At 63.2% G+C, this 22,499-nt stretch carries 23 protein-coding genes; 14 read left to right on the top strand and 9 right to left on the bottom strand.

What is annotated here, in order from left to right:
• Positions 1-146 precede the first annotated feature (146 nt).
• Positions 147-1,394, bottom strand: a complete 1,248-nt coding sequence (locus GGQ67_RS23695; protein ID WP_183902564.1) for an MFS transporter — start codon at positions 1,392-1,394, stop codon at positions 147-149.
• Positions 1,395-1,502: 108 nt separating this feature from the next.
• On the opposite strand from GGQ67_RS23695, the gene GGQ67_RS25415 reads away from it, so the two are divergent.
• Positions 1,503-1,823, top strand: a complete 321-nt coding sequence (locus GGQ67_RS25415) for a YggT family protein (protein ID WP_183902565.1) — start codon at positions 1,503-1,505, stop codon at positions 1,821-1,823.
• Positions 1,820-2,134 carry a DUF167 family protein gene (locus tag GGQ67_RS25420; protein ID WP_183902566.1) on the top strand — a complete coding sequence of 105 codons (315 nt, stop codon included), beginning with the start codon at positions 1,820-1,822 and terminating at the stop codon, positions 2,132-2,134. The genes GGQ67_RS25415 and GGQ67_RS25420 overlap by 4 nt, the downstream gene beginning before the upstream one ends.
• Here the strand turns inward: GGQ67_RS25420 and ppa are convergent, their stop codons facing one another.
• The 4 genes from ppa to GGQ67_RS23725 form a co-directional block, all read right to left on the bottom strand.
• Complete coding sequence (gene ppa / locus GGQ67_RS23710) at positions 2,135-2,671, bottom strand: inorganic diphosphatase (RefSeq protein WP_183902567.1); 537 nt, start codon at positions 2,669-2,671, stop codon at positions 2,135-2,137.
• A gap of 160 nt (positions 2,672-2,831) precedes the next feature.
• Positions 2,832-3,338: a GNAT family N-acetyltransferase gene (locus GGQ67_RS23715; protein ID WP_111562582.1), complete on the bottom strand. Its 507-nt coding sequence runs from the start codon at positions 3,336-3,338 to the stop codon at positions 2,832-2,834.
• Between the two features lie 204 nt (positions 3,339-3,542).
• Entirely contained in the window at positions 3,543-5,360 is a 1,818-nt protein-coding gene (typA, locus tag GGQ67_RS23720) for a translational GTPase TypA (protein WP_183902568.1), read from the bottom strand.
• Positions 5,361-5,788: 428 nt separating this feature from the next.
• Entirely contained in the window at positions 5,789-7,867 is a 2,079-nt protein-coding gene (locus GGQ67_RS23725) for a M3 family metallopeptidase (protein WP_183902569.1), read from the bottom strand.
• Positions 7,868-8,096: 229 nt separating this feature from the next.
• Between GGQ67_RS23725 and GGQ67_RS23730 the strand changes: the two genes are divergently transcribed.
• Positions 8,097-8,528, top strand: coding sequence for a hypothetical protein (locus GGQ67_RS23730; protein ID WP_183902570.1), 432 nt, complete (start codon positions 8,097-8,099; stop codon positions 8,526-8,528).
• Between the two features lie 34 nt (positions 8,529-8,562).
• Here GGQ67_RS23730 and GGQ67_RS23735 read toward each other — a convergent pair whose 3' ends face one another.
• Positions 8,563-9,204: a LysE family translocator gene (locus GGQ67_RS23735; RefSeq protein ID WP_183902571.1), complete on the bottom strand. Its 642-nt coding sequence runs from the start codon at positions 9,202-9,204 to the stop codon at positions 8,563-8,565.
• A 203-nt stretch (positions 9,205-9,407) separates the two neighbouring features.
• Here GGQ67_RS23735 and GGQ67_RS23740 point away from each other — a divergent pair, with 203 nt between their 5' ends.
• Positions 9,408-10,592 (top strand): multidrug effflux MFS transporter, encoded by a 1,185-nt coding sequence (locus GGQ67_RS23740; RefSeq protein ID WP_183902572.1) that lies wholly within the window; start codon positions 9,408-9,410, stop codon positions 10,590-10,592.
• 18 nt (positions 10,593-10,610) lie between these two features.
• On the opposite strand, the gene GGQ67_RS23745 is transcribed toward GGQ67_RS23740, so the two are convergent.
• Entirely contained in the window at positions 10,611-11,618 is a 1,008-nt protein-coding gene (locus tag GGQ67_RS23745) for an MBL fold metallo-hydrolase (protein WP_183902573.1), read from the bottom strand.
• Positions 11,619-11,937: 319 nt separating this feature from the next.
• Here GGQ67_RS23745 and ffh point away from each other — a divergent pair, with 319 nt between their 5' ends.
• The 6 genes from ffh (at position 11,938) to rplS (ending at position 16,456) form a co-directional block, all read left to right on the top strand.
• Positions 11,938-13,515 (top strand): signal recognition particle protein, encoded by a 1,578-nt coding sequence (gene ffh / locus GGQ67_RS23750; protein WP_183902574.1) that lies wholly within the window; start codon positions 11,938-11,940, stop codon positions 13,513-13,515.
• A gap of 16 nt (positions 13,516-13,531) precedes the next feature.
• On the top strand, positions 13,532-13,852 hold the full coding sequence (locus tag GGQ67_RS23755; RefSeq protein ID WP_183902575.1) for a chorismate mutase: 321 nt from the start codon (positions 13,532-13,534) through the stop codon (positions 13,850-13,852).
• Positions 13,853-13,902: 50 nt separating this feature from the next.
• Positions 13,903-14,271 (top strand): 30S ribosomal protein S16, encoded by a 369-nt coding sequence (gene rpsP / locus GGQ67_RS23760; RefSeq protein ID WP_018901909.1) that lies wholly within the window; start codon positions 13,903-13,905, stop codon positions 14,269-14,271.
• 119 nt (positions 14,272-14,390) lie between these two features.
• Positions 14,391-14,975: a ribosome maturation factor RimM gene (rimM, locus tag GGQ67_RS23765; protein ID WP_183902576.1), complete on the top strand. Its 585-nt coding sequence runs from the start codon at positions 14,391-14,393 to the stop codon at positions 14,973-14,975.
• Positions 14,976-14,983: 8 nt separating this feature from the next.
• Positions 14,984-15,679, top strand: coding sequence for a tRNA (guanosine(37)-N1)-methyltransferase TrmD (gene trmD, locus GGQ67_RS23770; RefSeq protein ID WP_183902583.1), 696 nt, complete (start codon positions 14,984-14,986; stop codon positions 15,677-15,679).
• Between the two features lie 231 nt (positions 15,680-15,910).
• Positions 15,911-16,456 (top strand): 50S ribosomal protein L19, encoded by a 546-nt coding sequence (gene rplS / locus GGQ67_RS23775; protein WP_183902577.1) that lies wholly within the window; start codon positions 15,911-15,913, stop codon positions 16,454-16,456.
• Positions 16,457-16,557: 101 nt separating this feature from the next.
• On the opposite strand, the gene GGQ67_RS23780 is transcribed toward rplS, so the two are convergent.
• Both GGQ67_RS23780 and GGQ67_RS23785 read right to left on the bottom strand, forming a co-directional pair.
• Entirely contained in the window at positions 16,558-17,115 is a 558-nt protein-coding gene (locus tag GGQ67_RS23780) for a hypothetical protein (protein ID WP_183902578.1), read from the bottom strand.
• 337 nt (positions 17,116-17,452) lie between these two features.
• The gene (locus GGQ67_RS23785) at positions 17,453-17,896 is read right to left on the bottom strand and encodes an SRPBCC family protein (RefSeq protein WP_183902579.1); all 444 of its coding nucleotides are present in this window, start codon (positions 17,894-17,896) and stop codon (positions 17,453-17,455) included.
• 428 nt (positions 17,897-18,324) lie between these two features.
• On the opposite strand from GGQ67_RS23785, the gene GGQ67_RS23790 reads away from it, so the two are divergent.
• The 4 genes from GGQ67_RS23790 to GGQ67_RS23805 all read left to right on the top strand — a co-directional run bounded on the left by GGQ67_RS23790 (position 18,325) and on the right by GGQ67_RS23805 (position 22,352).
• A complete protein-coding gene (locus GGQ67_RS23790) occupies positions 18,325-19,122 on the top strand; it encodes a transporter substrate-binding domain-containing protein (protein ID WP_183902580.1) in 798 nt (265 codons plus the stop codon).
• Between the two features lie 43 nt (positions 19,123-19,165).
• Complete coding sequence (locus GGQ67_RS23795) at positions 19,166-19,990, top strand: amino acid ABC transporter permease (RefSeq protein WP_183902584.1); 825 nt, start codon at positions 19,166-19,168, stop codon at positions 19,988-19,990.
• A 284-nt stretch (positions 19,991-20,274) separates the two neighbouring features.
• The gene (leuC, locus tag GGQ67_RS23800; protein ID WP_183902581.1) at positions 20,275-21,684 is read left to right on the top strand and encodes a 3-isopropylmalate dehydratase large subunit; all 1,410 of its coding nucleotides are present in this window, start codon (positions 20,275-20,277) and stop codon (positions 21,682-21,684) included.
• A gap of 137 nt (positions 21,685-21,821) precedes the next feature.
• Complete coding sequence (locus tag GGQ67_RS23805; RefSeq protein WP_183902582.1) at positions 21,822-22,352, top strand: SixA phosphatase family protein; 531 nt, start codon at positions 21,822-21,824, stop codon at positions 22,350-22,352.
• Positions 22,353-22,499 lie beyond the last annotated feature (147 nt).

Consider the following 22,499-nt stretch of genomic DNA (forward strand, 5'->3'; position numbering starts at 1 on the left):
GAAGGTGACGATCCGACAACCAGCTGCCGGGCGGGTGGCCACCCGCCCGGCAGAAACAACTATCTCATATTTTGATCATCCAAGAAGGTGGCCCGGAGGGCCGGATGAGGGGGCCACGCACTCGGCGCGAACCACCCCAAAAACTCTCACCCTCGCGTCACATGCTCCGGCGCATCCAGCGTATCGATCTTCCGCAGCTGCGGAAACCCGCTTGCCCACAGCCCCGCCACGACAAGCGTCCCGATGCCGCCGATGACAACCGCCGGCACGGCGCCGAACACCGAGGCCATCGTGCCTGCGCGAAACTCGCCGAGCTCGTTCGACGCCCCGACGAAGACCATGTTGACGGCGTTGACGCGGCCGCGCAGCTCATCGGGCGTCCAGAGCGCGATCAGGCTCTCGCGCACGTAGACCGACACCATGTCCGCCGCCCCCATCAGCGCCAGCGCCGCGATCGACAGCTCCACATTCGTGGATAGCCCGAAAGCGATGGTCCCCAGCCCGAACAGCGCCACGCCGACGAACATGTAGACCCCGGCGCGGTGTTTCAGCGGATAGGTCGCGAGCAGCACCGCCATGACGATGGCGCCGACGCCGGGCGCCGATCGCAGCAGGCCGAGGCCCCAGGGGCCGAGCGTCAGGATATCGCGCGCGAAGATCGGCATCAGCGCCGTGGCGCCGCCCAAGAGCACGGCGAAGAGGTCGAGCGAGATCGCGCCGAGCACCACCTTCTCGGTGCGGATGAACTTGAAGCCGCCGAGGATCATCTCCCAGCTCTTGGCCTCGCCGGTGCTCTTCTGCGCCGGCTTCGGGATCAGGAAGAGCAGCCCCGCCCCGAGACCCGCGAACACCACGGCGACGGTATAGGCCGTCTGCGCGTTCATGCCGTAGAGCAGGCCGCCGATAACCGGGCCGGTGATCGCGGCGAGTTGCCAGGACGACGAGTTCCAGGCGATCGCGTTCGAGAGATCCTCGGCCGGCACGAGATTGGGCGCCAGCGACTGCACCGCCGGCGACATGAAGGCGCGCTCGATGCCGAAGACCAGCAGCACCGCGAAAACAGGGATGGGCGAGAAGGTGCCCGTCATGGTCATGCCGAGCAGCGTCAGCGTGCAGAGCGCCGCCACCAGCGAACACAGCGAGGCGATGGCGCGCCGGTTGTAGCGGTCGGCCACCGAGCCGGTGACGAGGATGAGGAGCAGCGACGGCAGGAACTGCACCAGCCCGATCAGGCCGAGATAGATGGCGCTGCCCGTCTGGTCGTACATCTGCCAGCCGACCGCGACGCTGACGATCTGCTGCGAAAACGACAGGAGAAAGCGCGCGAAGAAGAAGCGGGTGTAGGAGGAGTGCCGGAAAGCCGCGAAGCGGTCGCCGTGAGCCGAAATGGACATGATGTCTTTCCAACAAACGGACGAAATATCGGTCCCCGACGCGTCCGTTGAGCATGAATTGCCGCGGCAGCGCACACGGCTCTTGCCGGTTTAGTCGTCAATGTCTACATGTCTGTCAACAACGAACTGGAGATTGCGATGCTTGCGCTTTTTCAAACCATTGATTTGGCTTTGAATCTTTACACCTGGATCTTGATCGCCAGCGCCATTTTCTCCTGGCTCTACGCGTTCAACGTGATCAATTCCAGCAATCAGTTCGTCAATTCGGTGGGAATGTTCCTCTACAATGTCACCGAACCGGTGCTGAGGCCGATCCGTCGCGTGCTGCCGAACCTCGGCGGCATCGACATCTCGCCGATCATCCTGCTCCTCATCATCTTCTTCATCCGCTCGTTCATGTGGAACACCATCGTCCCGATGGTGATGTGACAAGGCCCTGGCAGGCCGCCGACGGTCATCTCGTTCTCGCCATCCGGCTGACGCCGAATGGCGGGCGCGACGCGATATCGGGTATTGAGCTGGATGCCGACGACAAACCTCATCTGAAGGCTCGCGTCTCGGTCGTTCCCGAGAAGGGCAAGGCCAACAAGGCCTTGATCGCGCTTGTCGCGAAGTCGCTCGGCCTCGCGAAGTCGTCGGTGACCCTCGTCTCGGGCGACACGGCGCGTAAAAAAATCCTCCGGATCGATGCCGAGCCGGAGGATGTGATCAGAAAGCTGGAAGCTTTGCTTCGCCTGTAATCAGGCCTTTTCGTTCTTGGCGCGTTCGATCGCCTCGATGATCAGCTGGCCGGCTTCCTTGGCGTCGCCCCAGCCGTAGATCTTCACCCACTTGCCGGGCTCCAGATCCTTGTAGTGCTCGAAGAAATGCTCGATCTGCTTGAGCGTGATCTCGGGCATGTCGGTGTAGTCCTTGACCTTGTCGTAGCGCATGGTCAGCTTCGCCGAGGGAACGGCGATGATCTTCTCGTCCTTGCCGGAATTGTCTTCCATCTTCAGAACGCCGATCGGGCGCACGTTGATGACGCAGCCGGGAACCAGCGGGCGGGTGCTGGCGATGAGCACGTCGATCGGGTCGCCGTCTTCCGACAGCGTGTGCGGAACGAAGCCGTAGTTACCCGGGTAGGTCATCGGCGTGTAGAGGAAACGGTCGACAACCAGCGTGCCGGCTTCCTTGTCCATCTCGTACTTGATCGGGTGGCCGCCGACTGGAACTTCAACGATGACGTTGACGTCCTCAGGTGGGTTCTTGCCAATGGAAATGGCGTCGATGCGCATGCGATTACTCCCGCGACGTGAAATCTTCGCAGCCAGATAATCGGATTCATGACGCGACGCAACACACGACGACCGCGCGGCCACATGATTGTTTTATGATCCGGCCTTCAAAATGCCGGAAAACCGGGCAGAGGCCGCGCTTGAACAGCAAGCAAAGCCCTCAGTTCCAGATGAAGCCGATCTTCTTCAAGGGCTTCTCGTCGAAGGTTTCGGTCCCCTCGCAATAGTCGATGCCGCCATGGCCGCGATAGAAGTCGGCGCCGCCCTCGTTCTCTTCCAGGCACCACACCACCATGCCCTTGCAGCCGAGCGACTTCAACAGCCGCCGCGCTTCGGAAAACAGCATGTGGCCGAGGCCGATGCCCTGATATTCGGGACGCAGATAGAGCTCGTAGATCTCGCCTTCCTGCGGCAGCGCGCGGGCGCGGTTGAGACCGAGCGTTGCGTAGCCGGCAACCGTTCCGGCGACGTCGAGCACCAGAAGCGTCGCCGGTCCGCGTGTCGCCTTGCGCCACCAGCTCTCGCCGCGGCGCTCGACCATCTGCGTCAGCGCCTTGTGCGGAATGATGCCGGCATAGGTATGCTTCCACGCAAGCCGGTGCACCTCCGAGATAGCTCGGGAATCATGCGGCTCGGCCCGCCGAACATCGATCGACAACGTCTTCATAACGCTTACTCTGGCCCGGTCGCGGACAATTAACCATATGCGCTAACGCATTCAGCCCCATTGCCCACAGGGTTAACATGTGGACGACGGCTGAAATTTAACGCTTTTTTAACTATTGCGACAAGCGGGATTCGGAAAACCGCACAAATAAAAAACCCCGGCGCGATGGCCGGGGTTTCGAAGTCTCTTGTGAGCCTGTTCGACTTAGGCGGTCTTCGCCTTGGCGAAGCGCTTGCGGTCGTTGGCGTCGAGATACATCTTGCGCAGACGGATCGACTTCGGCGTCACTTCCATCAGCTCGTCGTCCTGGATCCAGGAAAGAGCGCGGTCGAGCGTCATGCGGATCGGCGGCGTCAGCTTGACGGCTTCGTCCTTGCCGGCGGCGCGGATGTTGGTCAGCTGCTTGCCCTTGAGCACGTTGACCTCGAGGTCGTTGTCGCGGCTGTGAATGCCGATGATCATGCCCATGTAGACCTTTTCGCCGGGCTCGATCATCATCGGGCCGCGATCTTCCAGGTTGAACATGGCGTAGGCCACGGCTTCGCCGGCGGCGTTTGCAAGCAGAACGCCGTTCGTGCGACCACCGATTTCACCCTTGTAGGGCTGGTAGTCCTTGAACAGGCGGTTCATCACGGCGGTACCGCGCGTGTCGGTCAGAAGTTCCGACTGGTAGCCGATCAGGCCGCGGGTCGGAGCGTGGAACACCAGGCGAACGCGGTTGCCGCCCGAAGGGCGCAGCTCGGTCATTTCGGCCTTGCGCTCGGACATCTTCTGAACGACGACGCCGGAGTGCTCTTCATCGACGTCGATGACGACTTCCTCGATCGGCTCCATGGTCTGGCCGCTCTCGTCCTTGTGCATGACGACGCGCGGACGCGACACGGCAAGCTCAAAGCCTTCGCGGCGCATGGTTTCGATCAGAACGGCGAGCTGCAATTCGCCGCGGCCGGACACGTAGAACGAATCCTTGCCTTCGGCTTCCTCGATCTTCAGCGCGACGTTGCCTTCGGCTTCCTTGAACAGGCGGTCACGGATGACGCGCGAGGTCACCTTGTCGCCTTCGGTGCCGGCGAGCGGGCTGTCGTTGACGATGAAGGACATGGTAACGGTCGGCGGGTCGATCGGCTGCGCGGTCAGCGCTTCGGTGACGGCGGGATCGCAGAAGGTGTCGGCGACCGTGCCCTTGGAGAGGCCGGCGATGGCGACGATGTCACCCGCATGCGCTTCCTCGATCGAGGTGCGCTCGATGCCGCGGAATGCGAGGATCTTGGAGATACGACCGGTTTCGATCGTCTTGCCATCCTGGCTGAGAACCTTGACGGCCTGGTTCGGCTTGATCGAACCGGAATTGATGCGGCCGGTGATGATGCGGCCGAGGAAGTTGTTGGCTTCCAGGATGGTGCCGATCATCGTGAACGGGCCTTCGGCGACCTTCGGCTCCGGAACGTGCTTGAGCACGAGGTCGAGCAGCGGTGCGAGGCCCTGGTCCTTCGGACCCTCGGGATTGAAGTTCATCCAGCCGTCGCGACCGGAACCGTAGAGGATCGGGAAGTCGAGCTGTTCGTCGGTGGCGTCGAGGCTGGCGAAGAGGTCGAACACTTCGTTGATGACTTCCTCGTGGCGGCCATCGGGACGGTCGATCTTGTTGATCGCGACGATCGGACGGAGACCGACCTTCAGCGCCTTGGAGACGACGAACTTCGTCTGCGGCATCGGGCCTTCCGACGAGTCGACCAGAACGATCGCGCCATCCACCATCGACAGGATACGCTCGACTTCACCGCCGAAGTCGGCGTGGCCGGGGGTGTCGACGATGTTGATGCGAACGCCATTCCACTCGACCGAGGTCGCCTTCGCAAGGATCGTGATACCGCGTTCCTTTTCCAGGTCGTTGGAGTCCATCACGCGTTCCGCGACGCGCTGGTTCTCGCGGAACGAGCCGGACTGTTTCAGGAGCTCGTCGACCAGTGTCGTCTTGCCATGGTCAACGTGCGCGATAATCGCGATGTTGCGAAGTGCCATATGTCTAAATCTCTGAGGCTGGGGCGCCACGCTGGGAGGGCGCCAATTGCATTGGGGCGGCTCTTACAGTGTTTTTCGCGAATGCGAAAGGGGGGAGCCCGGAATGAAGGTCGGGAAGGCTGGAGTCTGGGGGTTTGTGACGGTTTGGTGTCGGTTTGCGCGCTGGGATGGTGGGTTAGGTTGGCTCGCGCTGCGGCAAGCAATACCCCCCTCTGTCCTGCCGGACATCTCCCCCACAAGGGGGGAGATCGGCAAGTGGCCTGCTCACCAGACAAACGTGGAGGCTGCGGCGAGCGGGTAAGTCTAGCCAATCTCCCCACCTGTGGGGGAGATGCCCGGCAGGGCAGAGGGGGGTATCCCACCCACAAAGGCCGAAGGGGTATCAACTCAACCGCAGGAGTTACCACCTTGCCCCAACATCACCCCCCCTAGGCATCACTCCCCGAAAGCTCCTCGAACGTCGAAAGCCCGCGCTTCACCAGCATCGCGTCCGGGCTCGGCAGCTTGCCGCGGAACGCTCTATAGGTATCCTCGGGATCGACCGACCCACCCACCGAATAGACGTGATCGCGCAATTTCCGGGCGATTTCGCCATTGAACGCATCGCCCGTCTCCTCGAAGGCCGAAAACGCATCGGCGTCGAGCACCTCGGACCACATGTAGGAATAGTAGCCGGCCGAATAGCCGCCGGAGAAGATGTGCTGGAAGTGCGGCGAGGCATGGCGCATCACCATCGACTTGGGCATGCCGAGCTCTTTCAGCACCTCGGCCTGCACCGCCATCGGGTCCGCGACCGCGTCGCGCGTATGGAACGCCATGTCGACCAGCGCCGACGAGGTGAACTCCACCGTGTTGAACCCGGCATTGAAGCTGCGCGCCGCCAGCACCTTGTCGAGCAGGTCCTGCGGCATTGGCTTGCCGGTCTCGAAATGCACGGCGTACTGCTTCAGGATCTCGGGCACCGTCAGCCAGTGCTCGTAAAGCTGCGACGGCAGTTCGACGAAATCGCGCGACACGCCAGTGCCAGACACCGAGGGATAGGTGACATTGGAGAGCATGCCGTGCAGCGCATGGCCGAACTCGTGGAACAGCGTGCGGGCGTCATCCAGCGACAACAGCGCCGGCTTGCCCTCGGCCGGCTTGGCGAAGTTGCAGACATTGTAGATGATCGGCAGTTCGCCCTTGGCACCGTTCTTCAAGGTCAGCTTGTGCTGCGACTGGAACGCGCTCATCCACGCCCCCGAACGCTTCGACGAGCGCGCGAAATAATCGCCGAGGAACATCGCCACCAGCTTCTCGTCGCGGTCGCGGATCTCGAAGACGCGGACATCGGGGTGATAGGCGGCGACGCCCTTCTTCTCCACCGCGTGAATATCGAACAGCCGCCCCGCCACGTCGAAGCAGGCGTCGATGATCTTTTCCAGCTGCAGATAGGGCTTCAGCTCCGCCTCGGAGAAGTTGAATTTCCGTGCCCGGATCTTTTCGGCGTAGTGACGCCAGTCCCAGGGCATGACCTCGTGGTTGCGGCCTTCGTCGGCGATCAGTCTGGCGATATCCGCCTCGTCCTCGCCGGCGCGCTTCACCGCCTTCGCCCACACCTTCTTCAGGAGATCGTTCACCGCATCAGGCGTCTTCGCCATGGTGTTGTCGAGCTTCAGCTCGGCGAAATTGCCGTATCCGAGCAGCTTGGCCACCTCGCCGCGCAGAGCCAGTGTGTCGCGGATGATGCCGCGATTGTCCGACAAGCCGTCGTTTTCGCCGCGCGCCACCCAGGCCTTGAACGCCTGTTCGCGCAACTCGCGGCGCTCGGAGAAGGTCAGGAACGGCTCGATGATCGAGCGCGACAGCGTCACCGCGAACTTGCCGTCCTCGCCGCGCTCGCGCGCGGCCGCCGCCATCGCGTCCCTGAGGAAATCGGGAATGCCCTGCAGATCGTCGCCATCGGCAAGGATCAGCGCCCAGCCCTTCTCGTCGGCAAGTACGTTCTGGCCGAACTGCGTGCCGAGCCCCGCGAGCTTCTCGTTGATGCCGGCGAGCTTTTCCTGCTCGGTTTTTTCAAGCTTGGCGCCCGACTTGACGAAGCCCTTCCAGTGCCGCTCCAGCACCCGCGTCTGCTCCAGCGTCAGCCCGAGCGTCTCGCGCGTCTCCCATAGCGTGTCGATGCGCTTGAAGAGTTCGGCGTTCATGCCGATCTTTGAATAGTGCCGCGACATCTTCGGCGAGATCTCCCGCTCCAGCGCCTGGATGGTGTCGTTGGTATGCGCCCCGGCGCGGTTCCAGAACAGCGCCGACACCCGCGAGAGATCGTCGCCGGCAAGCTCCAGCGCCACGATCGTATTGTCGAAGCTCGGCTGGTCGGGATTGCCGGCGATCGCGTCGATCTCCTCTTCGTGCCGGGCAAGGGCCGCATCGAAGGCCGGTGCGAAATCGCCGTCATTGAGCGCTTCGAAGCGCGGCAGGCCATTGAGGCCGTTCCAGTCTGTGAGAGCGGGGTTGTTGGCGGGCATAAGGAGATCCTTGTTGGCGGGCTTGTTCGGCGGACGGTTGGTCTCGGAAACCAATATAGGAAAGCCGCGCCGCGATTGGTATCGCCACCTTGGGCAAGCGGCTGCGCCACCTATACGAGAAGTTGATCCCTAAAAATGCTATATAAGAATTAACTGTTTGTTAACGATTGACCATGGTGCGGCGCACACGGTATTTTCGCTTGATCTTTTTTAATCGTGGATGCTGGCAATGGAAATCACATCGCTGCGGTTTTCACCGACCCTTTCGTTTCGAAAATATTCCGATAATTCGCAATTTAACAACGGCTTGGCCGAGACGTTCGACACCGGGGCCAATGCCGTGCAAGCCTTCCGCGTCGAGGAAGCGGCTGCCGTCCGGCCCGATTTCACCGCCATCAGCGCCAGCCAGTTGCGCAATCACGCGCGCCAGGGCTTCGACAACGGCACGCTCGACCAGGACACCTATGCGGCGATTTCCGAGCCGCTGCCGATGCGCACCATCGATCCCTCGGGGAACATTCTCGACCTCTCCGACATTACCGACGGCACCAGCTTCAATTTCAGGGACTATTACAGGGACCAGTTGCGGATCGCCAAGTCGATCGGCGCGCCGGAGACGGTAAGGACGCTGGAATCGGTCGTCGGCTTCCTCGACGCCTGATCCATCGCGATCCCGGCCCGTCTCGGCGCCGGCCTCAGGCCTTGCGCCACCCCAAAAGACCCGGCGTCGCGTGCAGGAGCGCCTGCGCGGCAAACCCCATGAACAAGACGCCCGAGCAGCGCACGATCAGCCTTTCGTGCGCCCGGTAGAAGCGCCGCACGGCCCCCGTGCCGACGATGGCGATCAGGATCATGTCGGCGACGATGAAGCCGAGGAACGATACCGCGAGCAGCACGGGCAGCGTCTCGAACCGCAAGGCGCTCGCCGAGCCCGCGACCAGCGCCGTGAACGTCGCCAGCGCCACCGGATAGCCCTTCGGGTTGGTGACGCCGAAGATCAGCCCGCGCCGGAACGGCCGCTCGACAACCATCAACGCCTGCCCCTCGCCCTTCGGCTTGGCGCGAAACGCGTTCCAGCCGATCCAGGCGAGATAGAAGCCGCAGGCAAGCCCCAGCGCGTCGAACACGAAGCTGCCGATCGTCTTCGCGCCGATGATCGCCACCAGCGCCAGCGACGCCCACAGCGTATCGCCGACCAGATGCCCGCAGACGAACTGCGCCCCCGCTTTTCTCCCCTGCCCGGCCCCGATCCCCAGCAGCGCCAGAAACGCCGGCCCCGGAATAAGCACATAGAGAAGCGCCGCCAGAAAGGCGCCCGCGAGCAGCGACTGCGTCATGAAGAATCCCCCGTGAAAGGATGGAGATTATGCGGTGTGGCGGGGACGTCAAGCGAAGAGCGCGACCCATCACATTTTTGCATTGCCGGATCGCAGGCCTTGCGTCAGAAAGAGGGAAATCCCGCTTTCCAGGCATCGCGACCGCCACCAGCCAATCGAGTACCAGCATGCCCCCATTCAGGATGAGCGCAAGGCGAACGAGCATGCTCGGCGCGCTGCTTGTCACCATCGGCCCGATTTCCATGTCGATCTACACGCCCGCTATGCCGGCGCTGGTGGGCGCTTTCGGGACCACGGATGCGGCGATCAAGCTGACGCTGTCGCTCTATTTCGCCGGCTTCTCGATCGCCCAGCTGCTTGCCGGCCCGCTGTCGGATGCCTTCGGCCGTCGCGCCGCGACGCTCGTCTTCGTCGGCATCTACATGGTGGGCAGCCTATTGTCGGCCTTCGCGCCCGGCATCGAGTGGCTGCTTGCCGGCCGCCTGATCCAGGGCATCGGCGCCTCGGTCGGAATTACCGTGGCGCGCGCCATCGTCCGCGACCAGTTCACCGGCGCCGATGCCTCCAGGATCATGAACCTGATCGGCATCATGATCGCCATCGGCCCCGCCATCGCGCCGACCGTGGGCGGCCTGGCGCTCGCCGCCTTCGGTTGGCGGTCAGTGTTTTTCCTGCTGATCGGCTTCGGCCTTCTGGTCTGCCTCTCGGTCCTGGCCTTCATGCGCGAGACCGGCACGCCCGACCGCCGCCGGGCTTTGCCCGGGCCGCTGTTGCAGGCCTATGGCGAGCTTGTCCGCGAACCGCGCTTCGTCTCCGCCTCGCTGGTGCTCGGCGGCTCGATCGGCGCGCTGTACGCGCAGGCGACGATGCTGCCCTTCATCCTGATCAAGCTGGTCGGCCTCTCGCCCACGGCCTTCGGCCTCGGCATGCTGATGCAATCCGGCTCCTATTTCCTCGGCTCGGTCGTTCTGAGAATGACCGCGGCTAGGCTCGGCGGCGACGGGTCGGTCCGCGTTGGCCTTGCCCTGCTCGGCCTCTCCGGCATCATGATCGCGCTCTCGGTCGCGTTCGTGGCGCCGAGCTACCTGTCGATCATGGGCCCGGTCGCCTTTCTCGCTTTCGGCCTCGCCTTCCTGACCCCGCACATGACGACCTCGGGCCTCTTCCCCTTCCCGCATATCGCCGGCTCCGCCTCGGCGATGATGGGCTTCATCCAGATGGGCGGCGGCTTCACCGGCGGCCTGATGGCCTCGCTGATCGGCGCCCCGCTTCTGGCCTTCGGCACCATCATCCCCGCCATGGCCCTGATCGCGATCATCAGCTACCTCTGGTTCCTGCGCGCCACCCGCAGCGCGGCGGTGCTGCCGCGGTCGGGCCTCGGGGAGTGAGCGCCGCCGCCGCTCGCATCAGCTCAGCGGCACGTCGAACACCTCGCCGGCCCTCAGCGGCCGAAACCGTTCCGGCGTCACGCCATGCTCCCGCAATGCGGCCTCCAGGGCGCGGACCGGCGCATCCATCGCCTCGTCGGTCAGCTGGAAGGTCGCGAAGTGGTGGCCGGCCACATGGGCGGCGTTGCAAAGTTGCATGCCGCGGACGGCCTCGTCCGGGTTCTGGTGCTGCCCCTTCATGAACCAGCGCGGCTCGTAGGCGCCGAAGGGCAGGATGGCGAGGCGGAAGGCGCCGTGCTTCTTGGCCACGGCGCGGTAGTTGATGCCGTCGTGGAAGCCGGTGTCGCCGACGTGATAGATCTTGCCCGAGGGCGTCGAGATGACGAAGGAGGCCCAGAGCGCCATGCTGCGGTCACCGGTGCCGCGCGCCGACCAGTGATGCGCCGGCTCGGCGTCGACATTCATGCCATCAGAGATCGCGATCCGGCCGCCCCAGTCCATGACGGAGATCCTGGCATCGGGCGCGGCCCGGCGGATGATCGTGTCGTTGCCCAGCGGCGTGACGAAGTGGGGGCGGTGGGCGGCCTGCAACCGCTTCAGCGTCGCGACGTCGAGATGGTCGTAGTGATTGTGCGAGACGAGCACGAGGTCGATCTTCGGCAGATCCTCGAAGCGGATGCCGGGGGGCGTCACCCGCTTCGGGCCGGCGAAACCGAAGGGGCTGGCGCGGTCCGACCAGACGGGGTCGGTCAGGATGTTGAGACCCGCCACCTGCACCAGCATCGAGGCGTGGCCCACCATGGTCACCCTCAGCCCGTCGCCTTCGACGCGCTCTTCGGGCTTGGCTTGCGGGAAGGGGCTCGGCACCTGCTTTTGCCAGGTCTGCCGCTCGCCGTTGAACTGCCAGCGCAGCATGGCGCGGAAGCCGAGGGGCGCGATGCCACCAGGATTGAAGAAGCGGGTGCCGTCGAAATGGTCGGTGACCGGGCCTTGGTAATAGGGGTTCTTGGGTTTGGCGTTTGCCATGCGGTGGGAGCCTTGTCGCCATGATATATGCGTATCGGGCTTCAGCATTTGGGTTGCCGCGCCGGGTTTTGAAAGGCCGATAACCTCTTATTTCCCCTGATTGCCTTGACTCTCCGCCCGTTTTCCTGTTTACCGCCACTCAATCTGCGACGAGCTTCAAGACTCGAGCCACCGACCGGGACCCGCAAAGGTATAAATCGATCCCGGAGGTCCACACCCGACAGCGCGATGCGCCCTCGGGTGCTTTTTGGCTATGCGTCTTGTTTTCGTCAAGGAAAAGCACAAGGTTTCCCTATCCGGAAATCATAAGGAAGAGCCGATGTTTGAGAACCTCCAGGACCGTCTTGGATCCATTCTGAATGGACTGACAGGCCGTGGCGCGCTTTCGGAAAGCGATGTTTCCGCGGCGCTGCGCGAGGTTCGCCGTGCGCTTCTGGAAGCCGACGTCGCGCTCGACGTGGTGCGTGCCTTTACCGATCGCGTCCGCGAAAAGGCCGTCGGCGCCGAGATCCTGAAGTCGATCAAGCCCGGCCAGATGGTCGTCAAGATCGTCCATGACGAGCTGATCGAGATGCTCGGCGGCGAAGGCGTGGGCGTCGACCTGCATGCGGCCGCCCCCGTCGTCATCATGATGGTCGGTCTGCAGGGCTCGGGCAAGACGACGACGTCCGCGAAGATCGCCAAGCGGCTCACCGACCGCGAGAAGAAGAAGGTGCTGATGGCGTCGCTCGATACGCGACGCCCGGCCGCCCAGGAGCAGCTGCGCCAGCTCGGTGTGCAGACCAATGTCGACACGCTGCCTGTTATATCAGGCCAGTCGCCGACCGATATCGCCGCGCGCGCCGTACAGGCAGCCAGGCTCGGCGGCCATGACGTCGTCATCCTCGACACCGCCGGCCGCACGCATATCGACGAGCCCTTGATGGTCGAAATGGCCGACATCAAGAAGAAGTCGAACCCGCATGAAATCCTGCTGGTCGCGGATTCTTTGACCGGTCAGGACGCCGTCAATCTGGCGCGCAACTTCGACGAACGCGTCGGCATCACCGGCCTCGTGCTCACCCGCATGGACGGCGACGGCCGTGGCGGTGCCGCCCTTTCGATGCGCGCGGTCACCGGCAAGCCGATCAAGCTCATCGGTGTCGGCGAGCGCATGGGCGAACTCGAGGAGTTCCATCCCCGCCGTATCGCCGACCGCATTCTCGGCATGGGCGATATCGTTTCGCTGGTCGAGCGCGCCGCCGAAAACATCGACGCCGAAAAGGCGGCCGCCATGGCCGCCAAGATGGCCAAGGGCAAGTTCGACCTCAACGACCTCGCCGACCAGCTGCGCCAGATGCAGAAGATGGGCGGCATGGGCGGCATCATGAGCATGATGCCCGGCATGGCTGGGATGAAGGACAAGATGGCTTCGGCCGGCCTCAACGACAGCCTGTTCGGCCGCCAGCTGGCGATCATCTCCTCGATGACCAAGGCCGAGCGCGCCAATCCTGATATGCTCAAGCATTCGCGCAAGAAGCGCATCGCCGCCGGCTCCGGCACCGATGCCTCCGACATCAACAAGCTTCTGAAGATGCACCGCCAGATGGCGGACATGATGAAGATGATGGGCGGCAAGGGCAAGGGCGGCATGATGAAGCAGATGATGGGCGGCCTTGCCGGCAAGATGGGCCTGGGCGGCCTTGGCGGCGGCATGGGCGGCATGCCCGATCTCTCCAACATCGATCCGAAGCAGCTCGAAGCCTTGCAGAAGCAGGCGGAAGCGGCCGGCCTCGGCAAGCCGGGCGGCGGCATGCCGGGTCTCGGCGGCGGTGGTCTGCCGGGTCTCGGCGGGGCCAAGCTGCCCGGCCTCGGCGGTGGTTTCCCGGGCCTTCCCGGCCTGCCAAAGAAGAAGTGAAGGGGTCGCCCGGACTATGATTGATCCTGAAATCAAAGCCCAGCTTTCGAGCTATCGCCAGTCGATCGACAATATCGACGCGGCGCTGGTGCATATCCTGGCCGAACGGTTCCGCTGCACCAAGGAGGTGGGCGTTCTCAAGGCCAAGTACAAGTTGCCGCCGGCGGACCCGGCGCGCGAGGAATACCAGATCGAACGCCTTCGCCGCCTGGCCAAGGACGCCAATCTGGATCCGGATTTCGCCGAGAAGTTCCTGAACTTCGTCATCACGGAAGTCATCCGGCATCATGAGCAGATCGCAGCGGACCACGCCGAAAACGGCGCTGCTGCAAAGTAACAAGGCCGCTTCAAGAAAAAGCGGTTAGACACATCCAAGGAGTAAAGAAAATGGCACTGAAAATTCGTCTCGCACGCGGTGGTTCCAAGAAGCGCCCGTACTACCACATCGTTCTCGCCGATGCCCGTTCGCCGCGCGACGGCCGCTTCCTCGAGAACCTCGGTTCCTGGAACCCGATGCTCGCCAAGGACAACGATGCCCGCGTCAAGCTCGACGCCGAGCGCATCACCCACTGGATCGCACAGGGCGCACAGCCGACCGACCGCGTTCTGCGCTTCCTGAACGAAGCCGGCATCGCAAAGCGCGAAGCCAAGAACAACCCGGAAAAGGCAAAGCCCGGCAAGCGCGCTCAGGAGCGTGCGGCTGAAAAGGCTCAGAAGATCGCCGACGCCGCGGAAGCTGCTGCTTCCGCGGAATAATTCCGGGCTTCGGCCTTGATCGAACGGGCGGCATGGCGACATGCCGCCCGTTTTCGTTTCCATTCCCGTTCACTTCGGTTATGACGAACCAAACCTCCGGCTTCGACATTAGGGACGCCATGACAAAGCTAGAAAATCCGGTGCTGATGGCAACGATCGGTGGCGCGCAGGGGCTGCGCGGCGAAGTGCGCGCCAGGTCCTACAGCGCCGATCCGACCGCGCTCGGCGACTACGGCCACCTGCACAGCATGGACGGGCGCAGCTTCGAGGTGCTTGAAATCCGCGAGATGAAGAATGTCGTCGTCGTGCGCTTCCGCGGGATCAACGACCGCAACGCCGCCGAGGCGCTGAACGGTCTCGAGCTCTATATCGACCGCGACAACCTGCCCGACGACGAGCTCGAGGAAGATGAGTTCTTCTATGCCGATCTCGAGGGGTTGGAGGCCGTCGACGACCAGGGCGTCAGCTACGGCACCGTCACCGGCATCTTCGATTTCGGCGCCGGCGACCTGCTCGAGCTCAAGGGCCCCGGCAAGCGGCCGGTGCTGATCCCGTTCTCGGAGGCCTCGGTGCTGGAAATCGACCTCGAAGCCGGCAGGATCACCATCGATCCGCTGGCATCCGGTCTCGTCGACAGCGACGACGACGGCCCGTCGTTCACGCCGGATGATTCCGGCAGCGACAAACCAAAGAAGAAGAAGTGAGCGACCAGATGGGCTTCCGGGCGACTGTCCTGACACTCTACCCGGAGATGTTTCCCGGCCATCTCGGCTATTCCCTCGCCGGCAAGGCGATGGAGCGCGGCCAGTGGGCGCTCGATGCCGTGCAGATCCGCGATTTCGCCACCGACAAGCACCGCACCGTCGACGACACGCCGGCCGGCGGCGGCGCCGGCATGGTGCTGAAGCCCGACGTGCTCGCCCGCGCCATCGATACCGTCTCCGAAAACGACAGCCGCCCGCGCCTGTTGATGAGCCCGCGCGGCAAGCCGCTGACGCAGAGCCGCGTGCGCGAGCTGGCTGCGGGCGACGGCGTCATCATCGTCTGCGGCCGCTTCGAGGGCGTGGACCAGCGGGTGATCGACGCGCGCCAGCTGGAAGAAGTGTCGATCGGGGATTACGTTCTGTCGGGCGGCGAACCGGCGGCACTCACCGTGCTCGACGCCATCGTCCGCATCCTGCCCGGCGTCATGGGCAACGACCTCTCCGGCCTGCACGAAAGCTTCGAGGGCGGGCTGCTCGAGCACCCGCACTATACCCGCCCGCAGGAATGGGAGGGACGCGAGATCCCCGCCATCCTGACATCGGGCAATCACGGCGCGATCGACAAGTGGCGCCGCGAGCAGGCGGTAAACCTGACCCGCGCGCGGCGGCCGGATCTGCTGGAAAAGCCGGTCGGCGACAAATAAGTCCGCACAGGCCGAGATTCAGCCATCCACGGTGACAAATTTGTCGAGCTGGGGATGACAAGCCGGCCTCAGTGGTGTAGGAGCGCACGCGGAAATGGGGTTATCCCCGTCTGCCAGCAACAAAGAATGGCGAACCCGCTCCCGTCCGTAAAGGGCTAAATCCGGAGGTCATGGACCAAAGGAGAAGTGTCGAGCGCTCTGGCTGTTTCAGAAGAACCAAAGGTTAAGACGATGAACATCATTCAGCAGCTTGAGGCCGAACAGGTCGCCAAGATCGAAGCCAAGCGCACGCTCCCGGAATTTTCTCCGGGTGACACCGTCCGCGTCAACGTGAAGGTCACGGAAGGCACGCGTACCCGCGTACAGGCCTACGAAGGCGTCTGCATCGCTCGTTCGGGCGGCGGTCTGCAGGAAAACTTCACGGTCCGCAAGATCTCCTACGGCGAAGGCGTCGAGCGCGTATTCCCGATCTACTCGCCTGCCATCGAAAGCGTGGAAGTCGTTCGCCGCGGTAAGGTCCGTCGCGCCAAGCTCTACTACCTGCGCGACCGTCGCGGCAAGTCGGCTCGTATCGTTGAAGACACCGGCGTTCGCGCCCGCAAGCTCAACGACGCCGAGCGCGCCGCGATCGCCGAGGAAAAGGCACGCCTGGAAGCCGAGAAGGTTGCGGCAGCTCAGGCTCTGGCAGCCGAAAAGGCAGCCCAGGAAGCCGCCGAAAAGGCCGCCGCTGAAAAGGCAGCTGCCGAAGCAGCAGCAGCCGAACCGGCAGCGGAATAAGCTTCATCCGCAAGGATTGACGAAAAAGGCGGCCTCAGGGTCGCCTTTTTTGGTTGCACGTGAGATTGGCTACGCCAATCGGCGGCGGCCGCTGCATCGATTCAATCGTCGTCCAGTCCTGTCCACGACGATGAGGCATAGGTACCGACATTCGCGTCGTCCTTCCTATTCGTCGCCGGTGCAAAGTGACGATGGTAACGCCTCATGGTTTCATATAGTTCTCGCGGCCTGCTGCCGCGGAGAAGGTGAGCATCAATTCTGGTCTCCTTTGTTTCGGCATCCCGTTTGCTGATCGCGATGATCTTGTTCTCCCGGAATCGCCCCACTTCGTAGTATTTGATGCCGGCGATCGACGCCCAGGGTATGCGTCCCGTGCCATGGGGTGTGAAGCGGATGCCTTGGTGATCCAACGCCAAGACGACCTCATCAAAATCCAACCGTGACAAAAGTGCACGGGCCCCAACGGCGTAGATGGCCAAAAATGCCATAGTGAGCAATATTCGGGGAGCCACGCCAAACTCTGGGCCAAGTATCTTTGTGGCGCCGATGGCAACCGGATACAGAAGTATCACGCCTCCAGCCAGCAGACCGATGTAGACGGGCCGCTTCGCTCGCCTGAATTCGCGGCGAGGAAAGCTGGCTTCTGGTGGGTCGCTCATTGTCATTCCGCTTATGTCAGTCCTGCTCAAGGCCGCAGACGGCGAATACCAAGGGCGCATATCATACGCGCTCCTTGGTGACGCGGGGATAGCAGGTCCGCGTTAATGCAATCAAAAGACGCATTTGGTCTTTGGCGAGGGCGTGGTGGGTGTGCGAAGACCCCTCCCCAACCCCTCCCCACAAGGGGGAGGGGCTCGCTAGGCGCGGTGCCGGTGACAAACGCAACCTCGCGACAGTCTCAAGGCCAATGACTTGGCCGGGCGTGCCACGGGTTAGCCCCTCCCCCTTGTGGGGAGGGGTTGGGGAGGGGACTTCCTTACTGTTGGAGCAGATCCCCTACTCCGCGATCTCCGGCTCGATCAGCCGCGCCATGTTGCGCAGCGATTCCTGCCAGCCGAGATAGCAGGCTTCCGGTGGGATGAGGTCGGGGATGCCGGCCTGGGTGATGTTGATTTCGGTGCCGACGGAGACCTTCTTCAGTTCGACCGTCACCTCCATCTCGCCCGGCAGGTTTGGATCGTCGAAGCGGTCGACATAGCGCACGCGTTCGCCGGGAACGAGTTCGAGATATTCGCCGCCGAAGGAATGGCTGTTGCCGGTCGTGAAGTTGCGGAACGACATCTTGAACGTTCCGCCGACGGTCGGCTCGAAATGGTGGACGCTGCAGGTAAAACCGTTCGGCGGCAGCCACTTGGCCATCGCGTCGGCTTCGACAAAGGCGCGGTAGACCTTTTCGGGCCTGGTGGCGAGAACGCGGTGCAGGCGGATGGTGCTTGGCATGGGGTGTTCCTCCTGGGTTGATGCGAGACCCCAAGGACGGGCGGGGCGTGGTTGATCCGACATCCGATCGGGATTTTGTTCAAGGGGCAAAGTCCCCTCCCCAACCCCTCCCCACAAGGGGGAGGGGCTTGCTGGGCGCACCGCCGGCGGACGACCGCAACCTCCCAACAGTCGCAACGCTCATTGTTGGCGCCGAGGTTGCCAAGGATTAGCCCCTCCCCCTTGTGGGGAGGGGTTGGGGAGGGGTCTTTTTGCCAGCGCGTGGAGAGGTCTTCCGACGACCAGAACACCCCCACGCATTTCCTTCCCCAAACCTCCCCATTTTTAAACCACCATTCCCGATTTCCCCCGTCCTCGCGCGCCAATCCCCTTGCCAGCGGCTTTGCAATTATGACAGGTTCCGCGAGCGCTATTTGGGGAGATATTTCATGTTGTTTTGTCGCACCGTCCTTGCCGGACTGACCGCATTTATCCTTTCGCCGCTCGCCGCCACCGCCGCCGAGCTTCCCGATCTCAAGGGCAAGACGGTCGTCGTCGTCACCGAGAACGCCTATCCGCCGCTGCAGTTCGTCGATCCGAAGACGGGCAAGCAGATCGGCTGGGAATATGATGCGATGAACGAGATCGCCAAGCGGCTGAACTTCAAGGTCGAGTACCAGAACACCAGCTGGGACGCGATGATCCAGGCGGTGTCCGATAACCAGTACAATATCGGGATGACCGGGATCACCATCAAGGACGACCGCAAGGCCAAGGTCGACTTCTCCGACCCCTACATGCGCTCGCAGCAGTTCATGCTGGTACGCGGCGACGAGACGCGCTTTACCGACGCCAAGACCTTCGGCGCCTTCAACGACGGCCTCGTCGGCGCGCAGCCGGGCACCTCGCCCTTCTACGCCGCCGTCTACGAGATCCTCGACGGCAACGAGCAGAACCCGCGCATCAAGCTGTTCGAAACCTTCGGCGCGACCGTGCAGGCGCTCAAAGCCGGCGATGTCGACGTGGTCTTGACCGACAGCGTCGCGGCGCAGGGCTATGTCGATGCGTCGAATGGCGGACTGAAGGTCATCGGCGGGCCGCTCGGCACCGAGGATTTCGGCTTCATCTTCCCCAAGGGCTCCGATCTGGTCGGCCCCGTCAATGCGGCCATTGCCAGCCTGAAGGCCGACGGCACTTTCGACAAGCTCAACAAGACATGGTTCCTCGACTACAAGATGGGTCAATGATCCCGTCTTTCGTAATCGTGTACCGCGCCCGGACTGACGCATGATGGCTCCGCAGCCAAATCCGCGGGGCCAGGAGAAGGGCGACTATCCCTGGTGGCTGGTCGCCCTTGTCGTGATCGGCCTTACGCTCGCCGCCGTCATCATCGCCAACGACGTCTACGCGCAGGTGTTCCGCACCGTCTTCAACGGCGTCGGCATCACCATTTTCGTGACGCTCGTCGGCTTCGCGCTGGCGACGCTGCTCGGGCTCGGGATCGCCCTGCTCGGGCTGTCGGACAGCGTCGCGCTGCGCCAGATCGCCCGCTTCTATGTCGAGGTCGTCAGAGGCATCCCGATGCTGGTGCTTCTGTTCTACGTCGCCTTCGTCGGCGCGCCGGCCTTCGTCGCCGCCTATAATTTCGTGACCGCGCCGCTGGTCAATGCCGGGCTGGCGGAGCCGGTGCTGGTGCGCGATTTCTCTTTGATGTGGCGGGCGATCATCGCGCTGATGATCGGCTATTCCTCCTTCATCGCCGAAGTCTTCCGCGCCGGCATCCAGTCGGTCGATCAGGGCCAGATCGAGGCCGCCAAGGCGCTCGGCCTGTCGCGCTACCACCGCTTCCGCTTCGTGGTCTTTCCGCAGGCGATCAAGGTGATCTTTCCGCCGCTGTCGAACGATTTCGTGGCGATGGTGAAGGATAGTTCGCTGGTCTCGGTGCTCGGCGTTTCCGACATCACGCAGATGGGCAAGATCTATGCGTCCGGCTCCTTCCGCTTTTTCGAAACCTATTCGATCGTCACCTATATCTACCTGATCCTGACGATCGGCCTGTCGCTTGGCCTGAGGCAGATCGAGAAACGGATGCGCGGGCGCGAAGGCCGACGATAAGGCGCAGGGCGATGATGCGCTGATGAATCGAATTGCCGAGCATCCGAAAAATTGGTAAGTGACTGCTCATGGAATCCAAGTTCAGTTGCATTGGGGCGCATATTTTCGTGTTGCAGGATCACTACCGCCTGCCGGCACGCTTCTTTGCGACCGTTTCCGGTGCGCTCAACAGCCGACTTCGTTGATCCCTTTCCGATCGACCGACGGCCGGTGGCCTATGCGCCACCAAGCTCCATACCCCCACTGCAAGCAAACGCCCTTTGCATAATAACGGATGTATCGCCATGAGCGCACCTCGTACCCTCTACGACAAGATCTGGGACGACCACCTGGTCGATCAACAGGACGACGGCACCTGTCTTCTCTACATCGACCGCCACCTGGTCCACGAAGTCACCTCGCCGCAGGCCTTCGAAGGCCTGCGCATGACCGGCCGCAAGGTCCGCGCGCCTGAAAAGACGCTCGCGGTCGTCGACCACAACGTGCCGACCTCGCCCGATCGCCATCTCGGCATCAAGAACGAGGAAAGCCGCATCCAGGTCGAGCAGCTGGCGATCAACGCGGCCGAGTTCGGCGTCGAATATTATTCGGCGAGCGACAAGCGCCAGGGCATCGTCCACATCATCGGACCGGAACAGGGCTTCACCCTGCCCGGCATGACGATCGTCTGCGGCGACAGCCACACCTCCACGCACGGCGCCTTCGGCTCGCTGGCGCACGGCATCGGCACGTCCGAAGTGGAGCACGTTCTGGCCACCCAGACGCTGATCCAGAAGAAGGCGAAGAACATGCTGGTGCAGGTCGACGGCGTGCTGCCCGCTGGCGTCACCGCCAAGGACATCGTGCTCGCCATCATCGGCGAAATCGGCACTGCCGGCGGCACCGGCTACGTCATCGAATACGCCGGCGAAGCCATTCGCGCGCTGTCGATGGAAGGCCGCATGACGATCTGCAACATGTCGATCGAAGGCGGCGCCCGCGCCGGCCTGATCGCGCCGGATGACGTCACCTACGAATACATCAAGGGCAAGCCGCGCGCGCCGAAGGGTGAAACGCTCGACCAGGCGATCAGATACTGGAACACGCTGAAGTCGGATGAAGGCGCGCATTACGACCGCGTCGTCACGCTCAACGCCGCCGAACTGCCGCCGATCGTCTCCTGGGGCTCCTCGCCCGAGGACGTCATCTCGGTGCAGGGCATCGTTCCCAACCCGGATGAGATCGCCGACGAGAACAAGCGTACCTCGAAGTGGCGCGCGCTCGACTACATGGGCCTGAAGCCGGGTACCAAGATCACCGACATCGCCGTCGATCGCGTCTTCATCGGCTCGTGCACCAACGGCCGCATCGAGGACCTGCGCGCCGCCGCCAAGGTGGTCGAAGGCAAGACCGTTGCCGGCACCGTCAGCGCCATGATCGTTCCGGGCTCCGGCCTCGTCAAGGAGCAGGCGGAAGCCGAAGGCCTCGACAAGATCTTCAAGGCCGCCGGTTTCGACTGGCGCGAGCCTGGCTGTTCGATGTGTCTGGCCATGAACGACGACCGCCTGAAGCCGGGCGAGCGTTGCGCCTCGACCTCCAACCGCAACTTCGAGGGCCGCCAGGGCTTCAAGGGCCGCACCCATCTGGTGTCGCCCGCCATGGCGGCGGCAGCGGCCATCGCCGGCCACTTCGTCGACATCCGCGAGTGGAACTGAGATTTTCCGGCCTCTCCCAGTAACGGGAGGGGCCGGATTGCATGGATTGGAAAGGACAGGCTTGGCCCTAATCGGGCAGGGCCTGTCCTTTTTCGTTTGCGGAGTTACACTCCCCCCATCCTCATCCGGAGAGCATCATGACATCGGATACCCCGCTCCCGCGATACCGCCTGCTTCTGCTTCGCCACGCCAAATCCGCCTGGCCCGATGGCGTTGAAGACCATGATCGTCCGCTCGGCGGTCGCGGTTTGAAGGCAGCGCCTTCGATGGGACGCTATATGGCCCGCGAGGGGCTGGTTCCCGATCTGGCGCTTATCTCGACGGCGCGGCGCACGCAGGAGACCTGGGCGCTCGTCGGAGCGGAGCTGCCTGATGATATCGCGCGGCGGGATGTGGGAGAGATCTACGAGGCGGCGGCGGACCGGATCGCTGCGGTTGTTCGCGGTGTCGATGCCTCGGTTCGCACGCTGCTGGTTGTCGGGCATAACCCGGGGCTGCAGGAGTTGGCGATCGATCTCGTTGCGGACGGAGAGAGGCTTGCCGGGGTCAGGGAGAAATTTCCGACGGGGGCTTTGGCGGTGATTGATTTCGCGGTGGCCTGGGGGGCTGTGACCGAGGGGAGTGGGGTTTTGGAGCGGTTTGTGGTGCCGCGGTCTTTGGTGGGGTGAGTGGTTGGGCTGTGGCTGGCGCTGGCGCCCGGAGCCCCCTCATCCGCCTGCCGGCACCTTCTTGGATGATCAAAATATGAGATAGTTGTTTCTGCCGGGCGGGTGGCCACCCGCCCGGCAGCTGGTTGTCGGATCGTCACCTTCTCA

Source organism: Rhizobium metallidurans, from assembly GCF_014196505.1.
GTDB lineage: Bacteria > Pseudomonadota > Alphaproteobacteria > Rhizobiales > Rhizobiaceae > Rhizobium > Rhizobium metallidurans.